Source organism: Gracilibacillus saliphilus (assembly GCF_010994085.1).
GTDB lineage: Bacteria > Bacillota > Bacilli > Bacillales > Amphibacillaceae > Gracilibacillus > Gracilibacillus lacisalsi.
Genome location: NZ_WJEB01000054.1, coordinates 1 through 13,430, shown reverse-complemented (window position 1 = coordinate 13,430; position 13,430 = coordinate 1). Strand labels below are relative to the sequence as shown.

At 30.0% G+C, this 13,430-nt stretch carries 18 protein-coding genes; 5 read left to right on the top strand and 13 right to left on the bottom strand.

Going from position 1 to position 13,430, the window contains the following annotated elements; translation table 11 throughout:
• Positions 1-441 precede the first annotated feature (441 nt).
• From GHT08_RS21450 to GHT08_RS21415, 8 genes are all read right to left on the bottom strand, one after another.
• Positions 442-1,143, bottom strand: coding sequence for a hypothetical protein (locus GHT08_RS21450; RefSeq protein WP_163583430.1), 702 nt, complete (start codon positions 1,141-1,143; stop codon positions 442-444).
• Positions 1,140-1,346, bottom strand: a complete 207-nt coding sequence (locus GHT08_RS21445; RefSeq protein ID WP_163583429.1) for a hypothetical protein — start codon at positions 1,344-1,346, stop codon at positions 1,140-1,142. The genes GHT08_RS21450 and GHT08_RS21445 overlap by 4 nt, the downstream gene beginning before the upstream one ends.
• 42 nt (positions 1,347-1,388) lie before the next feature.
• Positions 1,389-1,778 (bottom strand): hypothetical protein, encoded by a 390-nt coding sequence (locus tag GHT08_RS21440; protein ID WP_163583428.1) that lies wholly within the window; start codon positions 1,776-1,778, stop codon positions 1,389-1,391.
• A gap of 129 nt (positions 1,779-1,907) precedes the next feature.
• Positions 1,908-2,546: a hypothetical protein gene (locus GHT08_RS21435; RefSeq protein ID WP_163583427.1), complete on the bottom strand. Its 639-nt coding sequence runs from the start codon at positions 2,544-2,546 to the stop codon at positions 1,908-1,910.
• Positions 2,539-2,757: a hypothetical protein gene (locus GHT08_RS21430; RefSeq protein ID WP_163583426.1), complete on the bottom strand. Its 219-nt coding sequence runs from the start codon at positions 2,755-2,757 to the stop codon at positions 2,539-2,541. Before GHT08_RS21430 ends, GHT08_RS21435 begins: the two co-directional genes overlap by 8 nt.
• Entirely contained in the window at positions 2,750-3,223 is a 474-nt protein-coding gene (locus GHT08_RS21425; RefSeq protein WP_163583425.1) for a hypothetical protein, read from the bottom strand. Before GHT08_RS21425 ends, GHT08_RS21430 begins: the two co-directional genes overlap by 8 nt.
• A gap of 14 nt (positions 3,224-3,237) precedes the next feature.
• Positions 3,238-3,648, bottom strand: a complete 411-nt coding sequence (locus tag GHT08_RS21420; protein WP_163583424.1) for a hypothetical protein — start codon at positions 3,646-3,648, stop codon at positions 3,238-3,240.
• A gap of 2 nt (positions 3,649-3,650) precedes the next feature.
• A complete protein-coding gene (locus GHT08_RS21415) occupies positions 3,651-3,881 on the bottom strand; it encodes a helix-turn-helix domain-containing protein (RefSeq protein WP_163583423.1) in 231 nt (76 codons plus the stop codon).
• A gap of 259 nt (positions 3,882-4,140) precedes the next feature.
• On the opposite strand from GHT08_RS21415, the gene GHT08_RS21410 reads away from it, so the two are divergent.
• From GHT08_RS21410 to GHT08_RS21400, 3 genes are all read left to right on the top strand, one after another.
• The gene (locus tag GHT08_RS21410) at positions 4,141-4,317 is read left to right on the top strand and encodes a hypothetical protein (RefSeq protein ID WP_163583422.1); all 177 of its coding nucleotides are present in this window, start codon (positions 4,141-4,143) and stop codon (positions 4,315-4,317) included.
• 98 nt (positions 4,318-4,415) lie between these two features.
• On the top strand, positions 4,416-4,556 hold the full coding sequence (locus GHT08_RS21405) for a hypothetical protein (RefSeq protein WP_163583421.1): 141 nt from the start codon (positions 4,416-4,418) through the stop codon (positions 4,554-4,556).
• 712 nt (positions 4,557-5,268) lie between these two features.
• Positions 5,269-5,838, top strand: a complete 570-nt coding sequence (locus GHT08_RS21400; protein ID WP_163583420.1) for a recombinase family protein — start codon at positions 5,269-5,271, stop codon at positions 5,836-5,838.
• Between the two features lie 388 nt (positions 5,839-6,226).
• Here the strand turns inward: GHT08_RS21400 and GHT08_RS21395 are convergent, their stop codons facing one another.
• Entirely contained in the window at positions 6,227-6,634 is a 408-nt protein-coding gene (locus GHT08_RS21395) for a hypothetical protein (RefSeq protein WP_163583419.1), read from the bottom strand.
• A 621-nt stretch (positions 6,635-7,255) separates the two neighbouring features.
• Here GHT08_RS21395 and GHT08_RS21390 point away from each other — a divergent pair.
• A complete protein-coding gene (locus tag GHT08_RS21390; protein WP_163583418.1) occupies positions 7,256-8,179 on the top strand; it encodes a hypothetical protein in 924 nt (307 codons plus the stop codon).
• A gap of 265 nt (positions 8,180-8,444) precedes the next feature.
• Here GHT08_RS21390 and GHT08_RS21385 read toward each other — a convergent pair whose 3' ends face one another.
• A complete protein-coding gene (locus GHT08_RS21385) occupies positions 8,445-9,908 on the bottom strand; it encodes an ApeA N-terminal domain 1-containing protein (RefSeq protein ID WP_163583417.1) in 1,464 nt (487 codons plus the stop codon).
• A gap of 184 nt (positions 9,909-10,092) precedes the next feature.
• On the opposite strand from GHT08_RS21385, the gene GHT08_RS21380 reads away from it, so the two are divergent.
• Positions 10,093-10,419, top strand: coding sequence for a hypothetical protein (locus GHT08_RS21380; RefSeq protein WP_163583416.1), 327 nt, complete (start codon positions 10,093-10,095; stop codon positions 10,417-10,419).
• Positions 10,420-10,521: 102 nt separating this feature from the next.
• On the opposite strand, the gene GHT08_RS21375 is transcribed toward GHT08_RS21380, so the two are convergent.
• The 3 genes from GHT08_RS21375 to GHT08_RS21365 form a co-directional block, all read right to left on the bottom strand.
• A complete protein-coding gene (locus GHT08_RS21375) occupies positions 10,522-11,340 on the bottom strand; it encodes an abortive infection family protein (RefSeq protein WP_163583415.1) in 819 nt (272 codons plus the stop codon).
• Between the two features lie 711 nt (positions 11,341-12,051).
• Positions 12,052-12,309, bottom strand: coding sequence for a hypothetical protein (locus GHT08_RS21370; protein WP_163583414.1), 258 nt, complete (start codon positions 12,307-12,309; stop codon positions 12,052-12,054).
• A gap of 22 nt (positions 12,310-12,331) precedes the next feature.
• A complete protein-coding gene (locus GHT08_RS21365; protein WP_163583413.1) occupies positions 12,332-13,243 on the bottom strand; it encodes a tyrosine-type recombinase/integrase in 912 nt (303 codons plus the stop codon).
• Positions 13,244-13,430 lie beyond the last annotated feature (187 nt).

Here is a 13,430-nt window from a genome sequence, read left to right as displayed (position 1 = left end):
GCAGAACGCGTAACTTTGGTTGGGTCAACTGTTATATATTTAATAGCTAGAAAGCATAAACTACTTCCTAGATTGTTTATTTCATTCTAAGTATAAAGTAGTTATAACTACGTGTAAAGTGGTTTTTTCTATCATTTTCAATAAACTTAATACTAATGATGATTTAATTAGAGGAAAGCTTTTTTTATTGCTTTCACTGCATCATTCTGATAATAGTAATTTGCTTTCATAAAGTTGTCTCTTTCTTTTTATACTTATCATATGCTTCTTACCAAACCTTTTGAAACACAGTTAGATACTTATCGCTTATTTTTATAAGAACAAATACAGCAACTTATAGAAAACTACATTTTAAAACACTTCCTGATAAGAAATGTACATAAAAAAACCCCCGAACACACTGTTTAATATGTTTAGGGTTTCTTCTATATTCTATTTTAGTTACTTGCCCTTCATTGCTTTGTTTACTTCTTCACCTGATATAATAAATTGATTTAACTGTAGTTCCTTTGTCTTTATTTTCACTGTATCTTTTAAGGTTTCTTTATACATAACCCCATTATTATTAAGGTGCATCTTTAATAGCTTTTCAGTTTCAACAACATCATTATATGCCTTACCTATTGAAGCAATTTTATTAAGGTGTTGCTTTTTTAATTCCTGAAGTGTGGAAGCATCTTCTTTTATTTCTTCAGTAATAGCTTCAGTATAATCTTCTTTTAAATCCTGAATAGATGCAATAATTTCTAATGTATCTTCCTTTAGCCACTGGTTCACTTTGTCCAGTTCTGCACCTGCATCACGTAAAATTTCTTCATGTGGTTGTAATTGCTTCTTAGCTTGTTTTAGTTCGGTTTCGTTAATTAATTTGTTTACATGCTTCTTGTGTGCTTCTTGATAAGCCTGATAATGTTTTTCATAGTGAAACAGTTTATCATCATAGTCTTTTTTCAATTCTTCAATACTTTTATTATACCCATTTGTTAATGCTTCCAGTTCTTGCTTTAGTTGGTCTATTCGTTGAATTGTTTTATTTTTATCAGCATTTTTAGTTGGTGCTGATTTTGGTGCTGGATTCTTTGTAAATAGTTTCACTATGAATTTTTGAATATTAATTTTCAACTTTCGATATAATTCAATCATCTATTGTTCCACCCCTTCATTTTTTCAAAATTGATAATTAAGTTGTTCAGTTCCTGAATAAATAACTGTTTGTTTTCTGCATTACCAAAATATCTTGTATGGTTTACCCTATCCCCTTCAGCATCATCAACCAAGATAGTAATTTTATGTGGTTTAGGTGGTTCTGTATTTAACCGTTCTTGTTTGGTGCTTTCTTTAATCATGCTTAAATATCCCCTTTCAGATAAAAAAAACACTGAAATTATTCAGCGTTCTTCTATTAAGTCATATACTAATTCGAGAAGTTCTTCTCTAGTTGCATCTTCTATATTTACTGGTTCAGCTACCTCTAAACCATTATCATTCATTCTTTTTATAAATACTTCTACTGGTTCAACTCCGTGATTTAAAATATCATCTTCATCTATTTCAATTACTTCATCATTTTCAAATATAAAATTCACTTCGCTTACATCAACAACTAGATTAGTTACAATCCCCTTATCGTTAGTTTCTGCAATTACTGGATATAAACCATCTGCACGTGTGGTATATTTAACACCTTCACCAGTTCCAGCATCACCTAATTTTACTTGTCCAGTATCAACTGGAATATAATCATAAATAAAAGCACCATTTTTTATATTTGTTTTCATGTTTAATCCATCCCTTTTTTGTAGTTTGTTTTCCTTTACACCCCTAAAACAAGAAAGAATTTCATTTCAGACATATACATCAAAAAAAATAAAGCTGGTACAATTAGCACCAGCCGACAAACTTACTTATTAAATAGAAATGGTGGGATTTACATTTCTTTTCTTATAAACCCAATATAATTCACGATTACCTATATTAATGCTATTTTCACCTTTTCCAAATTCCATTCCAAACCTATCAAAATAAGGACTAGAATAATTTAGGTAATTTCTTTTATTCACCCCAGCTTCCACCCCTATATCAAGTATTTTACTTTCTAATACATAGGTTTCATACTGCTTACTAGAAATATCTGCAATTTGTTGTAAATATTGGTCTTTAGCATCTTGTAGTTGTTTCTTAGTATCTTCATACTGTTTTTGTCTTTCTGTTGTAAAATCTTTTTGAATCTGTCTATATTCATCATAAACTTTTGCTAATTCTTCTTTCTGCACTTCACCAATATTATTAATTTTGCTTTGTGCAGTAGTTAATTTTTTCTTTTTTTCGTTAAGTTCTTGTGTAGCATCTTCATATGAATCTAAGGTAATACTATCCATTAAGTATAGAGAATACGCTTCTTTTGCATCTTTTTCTAGCTGGTGTATTTCTTCCGTTAGTTTAGATGCTTCTGCTTGTGCATTGATTAAACTTTGTTCAAACCGTTCTTTTATACTATCAGCCTTCTCTACAAGCTTTTTAACTTCTTCATTTACTGCTTTACTCATTATTATCATTTCCTTCCAGTTGGTTTAGGCGTTCTGTGAGTTGGTTTACTGCATCAGTTAAATTTAAAATATGCTGGTCTTTTTCTTCAGAAGTCATTTTCCTATTTTCAGATAAATTAATGTTAGTTTTGTTTTCTTCTTGTCTGCTAGTTTCTTGTTTCTTCTTCAGTTCCTGAAGCTTCACACCTTCATAAATGTATTTGTTAGCCATCTGTATCAGTTCCTTTCAATCTTGAAATTAATGTAGCTTTCTTTTCTTCAACTGAACGTGTATCTGTTGCACCTTCAGGTGTAAAACCTATCTCTTTTTCCTTTTGTTGCTTCATAATATCAAACATAAATCCCCATGCTTTCAAATACATTTCATAATCTTGTTTAGTTGCATTAGGTTTCATTGCTTCATTTTTAATTTTTTCAGCAATATATAAATGGTCTGAAATATCATCACCATTTATTACTTCTTTAGTTAAAGCATGTACATATTTATTAAATACTGGATTCTTCAAATGACGTTCGTTATACATTGTTCCTGAAGAAATTTCGTATTCTTTACAGAACTGTGTAACTGTCAATCCTTTAATTACAGTACCTTCTACGAATAATCTAGCACGTTCTGAAACTTTATCATCTAACCCTTGTGGTACTGGTACTTTTGAAAAATCAACTTCTTTTTGCATCTATAACACCCCTTCTATACTGTAAAATAGTTTCGTTTAACATTTCTATTGTTATTGACACTTTTCCATTTGGAAAGAAGCTTTTCAACGTCTTTCATCCGAAGTTCAGTTTCGATTAGGTTATCCAGTAATACATTGCATCTAGCTAAATTAACATTTCTTTTATTTAATTCTGCTTCCAATTCTTCTAATTCAACGAGTGCTTTATTTTTAAACGCTAATGCACGTTGTCGATAATAATTCACATGTTGCTGGTTATTTTCGGTGGTATAATTAGCGTAATACTTCAATTCCGTTTCTTTTAGTTCTTGATGGATTTCCGAAACTAATATTGATAATTTGTAAACTTCATTGCGATACTTTTTAACGTTCATTGCTAATTTAATAGCTTTTAGCTTCTTCAACGTATACTTTAGATTGTCCATGACTACACCCCTTTGTAATGCTTCTTTAATTGTCCAAGTATATATATTTCTTCTTGATGTAAATTCCGTTCTGTTAGCACATTGATTATTTTCTCTTTAGTTTCAGGAAGTATCTTAATAGTTTCGCTTTCCATTTGTGCAATTGCCGACTGACTAACCCCAATAAGTTCACCTAATTGTTTTTGTGTTAAATCTGTAACGTACCTAACATCTTTTAATAAAGTGCCTTTCATATTTTCACCACCTTACACACTGATAAAATATTAGTAATAATTAAATAAATAAGATGCTGGATAAACACCAGCACCCCACATCTAAACCTATAAAATAAATCGCACGAAATGTAACTAACAAGACCAATCAACTATGTATCATTTCAAGCTTCATGCCTTGTCATATATTAGGTACGTCATTTCTATCTAAAGTAAGACAAAATAAGCATAAATGATGTATAATTTAAATAATCATATGTTTCTGAAAGGTTGCAATCTAATGGATAAGGAAGTACAAACGGAAGTTTTAAAAATGGTTGAGGAACTACACACAGAAATGAAAGAAACTAGACAAGAATTTTCCGAAAGAATGGAAAAAGTGGAATCACGTATGGATAATTTAGAAGAAAGTATTCAAAAAATCACCATTAAACTAGAATCAATGACAATTTACTAAATCTTTAGTCAATCCGTTAAAAAAATTTTTACATAGTAATAGCCAAGAAACTATAACCAATGAACTATATAATGCTGAAGCTGAAAGGATGTACTATTATGAGTGAAAAGCTTGAAAAGATGTTGCTAGAAATGAATGGAAAACTTGAAAGATTAAAAGCTACTGTGAACAGGATAGAGACAAACCAAAATGGACATATAGAGATGTTGAAAAAGATTTCTAAGAATTTAGATAGATAAGCCAGTGAAATATTTGGGGTTAAAAATACGGTCTGTATTATTAAAGGGCAAACTCACACAATTTACCCTACCCCATCCCCATGTTGCACCCCCTTTTGCTTTTTTTTGCTTTCTTTTTTTGAACATTAATTTTCAATCTTCAGCAACAAATATAATCAAATCTTTTTTTTTATTTCTTTCTTATTTGATTTGATTAAGATGCATCAGACACAACCACACCAGCGACAACTAGCAACACCAACCAATTAAAACATAACCCTATCTGAAGCACTGGAATATATAGCACCCCTACACCTTTTTAAATAATAATCCTGATACACACATACCAGCTATATAATACATAATAAGCATGTTCTTACATTGTTCTTACACTTTTTTAATATTGATGCTTTATACAAGCCATATATAAGCTATATAAAGCTTTTTACTTGTTTCAGCTACCAAGAGAAACCATACAAACTCCTTAAACACCCCACACACTTTAATATTACGTATATTCCATATCCCCTAATGAAATGGTATCTCCTGAAAAAAAATAACACCCCTCCCCCTTAAAAATAATCAAGGAACATAAACTTTTCCCTAAAAGTATAATAATCGGGAATATACACCTACCCCTTGATTTTACTGATTTCTATAATTCCCTATTTCCATTCCCTAAATCAAATGATATAATTGCCTTAACATACTACATAAAAAGGAACTGATAAAAATGATATATGGTTATGCTAGAGTTTCAACAAAAGAACAGAATCTTGAAACACAACTTGCACAATTAGAATCTTTTAAATGTGATTTGATTATTGAAGAAAAGCACACTGGAAGCACTATGAAGCGACCAAAACTAGAAACACTACTTCAGGAACTAAAAGCTGGAGACAAGCTTATAATTACTCGTGTTGACCGTTTAGGAAGGAATACACAACAACTATTGTCATTAGTGGAAGAACTGCAAGATAGAGATGTAACACTGTATATAATTGAACTAGGAATGGAAGCAACACACCGTAACGGAAAACTATTCTTAACTATTCTTTCAGCACTTGCAGAAAATGAACGTGAACTACTTGCTGAAAAAAGAACTGCTGGAATTAAGAATGCTAGAGAAAAAGGAATTAAGCTAGGAAGAAAAGGTAAATCTAAAGAACAAGTTGAACATGCTATTGATTTGTGGAAACAGAATGATAAGACTATTAAACAAATTGAAAATGCAACTGGTGTTAGTAAATCCATACTTTATAGAGAAATTCATAAAAGAGAATTGAAGCGTGAACTGGTTTAATGCCAGTTCTTTTTTATTGAAAATTATTATTCAAAATAAACCTAATTGAAAAGAATTATCAACTAATTTCCCTTTCCTTCTCCAAGCTTCTATTCATGTATGATTTACACCAGTCCCTTACTTTAATTTTACAGTACCTTGTTCACAATATTCACAATAACAGTCATAAACTGCTTACATTTATCTGCTGAAAAATCCAGTTAAACACTGATTATATAAGAGTTTGTAACGTGTTTAAAATCTTTTAACTAGTCTTTCATAATCACCCATTTAACAGTAACCAACTGGACACAATTTTAAATAATGACTGTTCCCCACAATACCCAAAAATTAAAATCATTTTACACCATTACCTACTGCATTTTACCGATTATTTTAGTATTAACTACTAGTTCCAAGGTCCAAAATGTCCACCTGCTTTAAATCCTATATCATACATTTGTTTACAATCATATTCATTTTGTTTTATTGCCTGATAATAACTATAGTAACCATCTTTATGATAAAACCGTTGTAACACACCATCAAAAATAATATTTTTCGGTAATTCAACCCAAGCATGTCCACAATGATTATTAATATCTTTAGGTTTATACAATCCGTGCACTAGTTTAATACCTTCTAAATTTCCTTTATCTGCAACATATCTAAACGCATTTTCATAACATTGTCTTGGGTATAATCGTTTAGCTTTTCCAGTTTTATATTTTTCCGATGGTTCGACTTCATGTATTGATAAGTTTTTCCTATCATTTTTTGTAATTTCTTTTACTTCTTCAATAGGTGCTAGTTTCATCTGTAATCCATCCTTTTTATTTTTATGCTTTACAACCCTTAAACATCAATTTATATGGATTCAGACCATTACTTGTTAAAAAAAAATTAATCTACTTACTTTCTGTAATTGCTTCATATTCAAGTTCAAGTTCAAACCCCATTGTCGAAGAAAAACACTTCGCCAATATGATAGATATAAAACATCAATACTATTTGTACATGATGCTGAATAATTCCCCGCCCTTATTAATATTTAGCGTACTATTTCAGATATATCTTTAATGGTTTTTAGTTTATGTGGAAGTGGTTTTCTTCCACCTTGCGTTAGCAAGTAATCTTTTAATGGTTTCTATTCATTGTTCAGAATCCTTAACACCTCATAATAAGACTAGAAGGACAAAATACCAAAAACTCTCCTTCATCCCTTATTTATCAACACATCAGGCGACTTTTTTGTAGGTACACTCTCACCGCAAATAAAGATATTTCAGGTACATTCTCACCGCAATACTTTCTGTAAATTCGATTTCAAGTTAATAATTTATGATTATCTGTCTGACTTTACATCTTGTTCAAGTACCTATAGTTGCAAAAGTTTATGGATTGCGACTTTTGACAACTTGAAAAGGATTGATGAAGAATGACAAATGATTTTACTTTAACTAAAGATTTGGATAAAGAAACTGGAGAAATTACCGAAAGTCTTGTTATAAAAAATCCTGCAAAATATACAATCATAAGTAAGGAAGCCGAACAAAAAAGAAAAGCTTTTTTACGTGATAAGCAAAAGAAAAGTGAATTTGATGAAACTGCTGGAAGATTTACTTTCACACAGTCCAGCACCATTAAACAATTAATTCAAGATAATAGATTCACTCAAACAGAAAAAACTAGAATTATTTATTTGGGGACTTTTGTTTCATATCAGGAAAAAGGAAGCTACCTTTCACATGATAATGGCAATTTGATTTATAAGAATAAGTTACAATCAGTGCTGGAAATGACTAATAAAAAGGAATTTTACAAGTTTTATAATAAGATGTTGGAATACGGAATCATTCAGGAAGAAGTGTTAGGTAAATCTATTATTAAAATAAAGTGGTCAAACACATATAACTTTCGTGGAACTGCACCATCATCAGAATTAAAAAATAAGAATTTGATAAAGACCTTTGACAAACAAGTGCGTGAACTATATCAAGAAAAAGATAAAAATGGTAAGAAAGTACACACACCTAATAATTTGTACACTTTATTCATGCTTCTTCCTTATGTTCATCTAGAAAGCAACATGCTTTGTTTACATCCTGAAGACAGTACAGACTGCTATCCACTAACAATTGCTGAAATTGCAAAGATGTTTGGTTATAATCGTACAAACGATTTAAAAAGAAAGCTATTCAAAGTTAAATTAAAGGGGTTACCAGTATTTGCAGTTGTCTCTAACGCAAACTATACACATATTCTAGTAAACCCCTTTATTGTGTACAGAAGTAACAAAGCACCTAATGAAGCACTTATGATGCACTTTAAAGACACTGCTGAAAGATTGGCAAAAAGATAGAAACCCGGTCTTACTTATGCAGTTTTGGTTGCCATTATAGGTGTAGGGATACTTTCATGACAGTTTTCCCTATACACCCTTTTAGTGAGTTTATTAAGTCGGTTGTAAACTGATTTGTAACATGGTTTGAAAACCAGTTCGGATAAGTTCCCACTGTTTATTATTTAACTTTGTAAAAGAAGCTATTTAATACTCAGTGGAGAATTTTTTATATCACTACTGTGTCACTAAAAATTAAAAAATGCAAAAAAACAGTTAATGTCATTTAAAATATGTCCTTAGATTTTTCAACTGCAAATGAATGCCTTCTATTATCTTTAATCTTTTCCAATATAGTAGATTCATCTAATCCAATTTCCCTAAATAAAATAATAGTTATTATTACCCTTAACCTTTGAATTGCATAGTACTTCTTTTCAGGTTCAAAAATAACATGTTGCTTTTCACCTAATTCATAGTGAGTTAGGTAATTGCGTGTATCAACCAATTTTTTAATAAATGATTTTCTTTTCTTACCCGTACCAAACAAATATTTTTTAGTTTCATCACTAAAGTTATTAAAAATTTCTTTTATTCGCTTACTTAATGAATATTGATTGCCATATCTAAGTAAATTAATAAACCTTTCTTCCAATTCTTCATCATGAATACTCTCATTTATAAATTCAGCAATTTTATTTGAATGTGTTTCGTATACTTCATCTTCTACATATTTAGAATCAAATAATTTCCTATGATAAATTTCTAACGTTTGAACTGTATCTAAAAAACTTGTTTCAAGATACATATCCTTATAGAATTCACTAAAATATAAATTAAAGACTGTTTGGAGTTTCGCTTGTTTTTCAAACCACAAATTAAATATATTTTCTAAAGAATCTTCTATATCTTTATAATTAATTACAAAATCATGAATCGAAATTTTCTTTTTAATTTTAATATCCTTTTGCGGTAGAAACAGAAGATATTTTTTTCTAGAATTAGTCTGAATTTCTTTTTCACCATAGAAAGTGATATTCTCATAGTTAATAGGATGACCTATAAATAGATTGAGTAATTTTTTTATGACGTCATTATTTTCTATAAACCACTCAAGATTTTTATGAACTGTAGGTTTTACTTTTATTCCACTTTTAAAATCCCAGACGACTTTTTCATCTAGGTCAGAAGTAAAATTTGCTGTATATGCATCTTCAATTTCCGTCACAATTGATGAAACATTTAAATTAAAAACCTTTGGGGCAGTATAGGTTAATTTACTTTCTTCTAATATACTTGTATCTTTTTCAAGTTTAAATTTCTCATCAAAGGGTTGCTTATTTAGCCATTTAGTCAGGTAAGTAGTTCTAAAAGTAGATGAAGAAAAATTCATTTTCTCAGTGGTTGAAAAATGTCCACCCACAATAAAGGAAGAAATATTATATACTTCGGTCATAAAACCAGTTGATAATTTCACATTTACATTAATACCATCTATAAGGGTGAATTCTTCTCCATTATCCGAAACACCCAAAATAGATTCTTTATTTGCATCTTCATGCAGTAATCTACTTTTAAAGAAACTTGTACCTTCATCATCTTTTAATGAACCTAATAATTCCAACCTGATTTTATTTTTTTCATAATATAGATTGCCAGGAACTTTATTATCACTACTAGGAAGCCACCAATACCCTTTAATATGAAATTCATTAACCATACTTTGTTTCATTGCTTTTATTTCTGTCATAAATTCATCATCCACCCCTTTAGTTCAGTTCATATAGTCATAATATTTACTATCACTAATTCGACACAGAAAATCAATATCCTTCAAATTCTTTGAAGTTATTTAAAATATGTCCGAATTTTATTATATGTTGTTTAAGGGTTGTAAAACAAATAAATCTAAAACAATAAAGGTGGAATCAAAAATGAAACAAATGCAAACGAAAAAGGTGCTAAATGTACATTCTGAACAAGGCAGCAAGTTAATTTTTAATCTTATTGAAAATGCATTAACAGGTATTACTGTAAATGAACTTATCGAACTAAGAAAATTAAGCACTGTTGACAGTTACCAATACTATAATAAAGTGAAATTAAAGTATATTGGTTTATTAGGTACGTTAGGTAGTAATTACAAGATTACACAGGAAATCGAAGAAATGGTTTTCTTCTTCATGCATGATATTATCAAGAAAGCTACTATAAGAGATGATGAATACAGAGATAAACAATTAGAATTTAAAATTGCTTAGAATTATTCAAAGGGAACTGGTAATCAGTTCCCTTTCAGTGTTTTTTAATCCTTAAACCATTTTTCTATATACTATTTACCAGTAATTTCAACCATACAAGTATTAACCTTTATTTTGTCTTCTTTCTATTTGAAGAATCCCTCTATCTCTTTGATATTTATATGTTTCGAATAGAAAATTGACAACAGTCTTAGATGCATTTACGGTTAATACCGCATGGTGCTTCGAAGGTTTCTTTTTTACTATGTGTCCATCCCCACTTAAATTGCGGATTTCATTTAAGCCTGTCACTACTTTGTTCAATCCAGTAATTACATTTTTCAATGGTTCTTCTAGCTTATCGTTACTAGCATCTAAGTTTAAAACGTTTCGCACTTCTTTAAATAAACTAGGTACATTATTATTTTTCTTGTTAACATCTATATTATTTATTATTAAAATTTCTTTACAAACCCCTTCAATTAATGAACGTGCTGAAGTAATTGCACCAGGATAATCACCCTTTAAAATCCTATCATCACAATTTTTAAAGTCATTAACTATTCTTTCAAAAGTTAACTCCTGTGGAATTTCGCAATCTATTTTTATTAATTCGACTTCATACATATTATCTTCAAGATAATTAATATATAAATTAAAAATATTGCTAATCGCAGAGAGATAATCGTCAAAACGAACACTTTGTTTTTGTAAATCTAAACAGAATTCTTCAACCGTTCTATTACTTTCAAGGACAGGCGGAAAATCAATATCAATTTTCTCAGACAGTTTCTTTAATAGTTGTCTTGCTTTTCTAAATTCTTGGTCAGATAAAAATTCATTATAGTCTATTTCATAAGTATTAAATACTTCATGATTTCTAAATGTTTCTCTTAAGTTTTCTTTACACTCTTCTAAAAAATCAATTGTGGTATTTTGCAAGACTTAATCACACCCTGTTAAATTATTAATAATTATTATACCATTATATTCCTCCATTAATAAGGACTTGCGAATAATGCTAAATAATATAAACCATTTTAATAATTATTTCTTTGACATTAGTATGATTTTTTGCCAGCATGGGTTGAGAATAAGGAAAACGGCTTGGTGAAAAAAATCGCTTACCTACAAGACAGTTTTTTAAAAAAACTATAATGTAAGTAGTAGGCGATTTATCATTTGCACAACATGGTATATCAAATTAAGGTTTTCCGTATTGTATGACCTTGTTTAATCACTGGATTTCCCCATACAAACCTACTGCTTCAGATGCCCCTGGCAGTTTCCCTACTGGTACTTATGGCTTGTCCTACTGCAACCGTAATTGCAACACCCATCCACGTCTAGCACTTAATGGTAGCTTTCACCTAGTCTATTCACCACAAAAACAAGGAACTGTGTAACGTGAATAACGCTGAATTTATTGCGGTGGCTTCAGCTAACCTATCGAGGTTTTATTTACTTGCTATTATTAGGCATTCCAGCAAGGGAATAACCAGCATTGCCTTAAAAAAGGCAATAGGAAACTAAGCCTTGCATATATCAATTTTTTTGATAAAATGAAGGTATGAATTGCTGGTATTCCAGTATTCAGTTTTATAGCTTTTTATTTGGTCACCTACTGCAATAGGTGGCTATTTCTTTTTATGTTTATCTTTTTATTGAATTACATAGATTTAATAAAGCTAATGCAAATTGTTCGCCTTCTTCTACTCCGAAAGTAATAACACCATCAACTTCATTTGCATCCTTCTTTGCTATCTCAATCATTATAGAATCATCCTTTTCTTTATTTTGTAATGAATCTCTATAAACCTTTTTAGCATCAGAAGTTGTAAAGTAATGATTTAACACACCTATATATAATTCAGTATCTTTTGTATCGAAAATTCTGTATCTATTTTGCATTTTCATCACCTCAGTATATTTTTTACAATTCAAATTTATTTAATGGGTTATATTTATCATTTTGTTCTTTTAATTCATTTCCCCACATAGCAACATATCGCATAGTAACAGCTATATTTTCATGTCTCATCATTTTCTGAATTGCAAATGCAGACATGCCACTCATCGCTAACCTATGACAAAACGTATGCCTAAATGTATGTGGAGATACTCGTACATCTTTAAAATTCATCTTTCTTTGTAAATTTTGAAAAACTAACATAATTGAATTCTGTGTCATTTGTGTGTTATCTCTGTTAACAAAAACATAATCAGATAAATCATTAAAATGTCTTTCACAGAATTCCCTATACATAATCAATTCTTTTGCTAATTTTTCAGTAATGAATACAAGTTGCTTTTTTCTACTTTTTCCATACACACTAATAGTCAAATTATTGAAGTCTATGTCTTTCCATTGAAGATTGATAATTTCTGTTCTTCTGATGCCTGTCCCTAAAAAAGTTAATATCAGCATATATCCCCTATATGAAAAGTAGCTTTTTTCCCTTCTACGTAATCCACGATAATAGCTAAGCATTTGTTGTATTTGTTCATCCGTGAAAACATCAATTCTAACTTCTTCTGTTAACCTTTTAACTACCCTAGCAACATTTTCATTTAATATTCCTTCTTCTACCATGTAATTTAAAAAAGCCCTAATTCGCTGAAGTTTAGTGTTAATTGTTCCTGCTGAATTACCCTTACTTTTGCAATAACGCAAATACCTTTTCACATCATTACTGCTAATATCTTCAACATTTTGTATTTCATGGTCTGTACAATAATTTATGAATTCTCCCAGCAGTATTTTGTAATTCTTCAAATTTACTTCTGTTGTATTTTTAAATTTACGGTCTTCTAAAAATTCTTGATAAGCAAATTTTAACAACAAAAAAGACTACCTCCTTTCAATTAGGAAGTAGTCTTTTGATAACTAACTATTTATATATAAAACAGCTTCACAAAAAGTTACTAATTTTTCAGGCTTACCAATAAACGAATTACATCATACCCGGCATTCCGCCACCCATTCCACTCATATCTGGTGCAGCACCGCCACCATTTTCTTCTGGAATGTC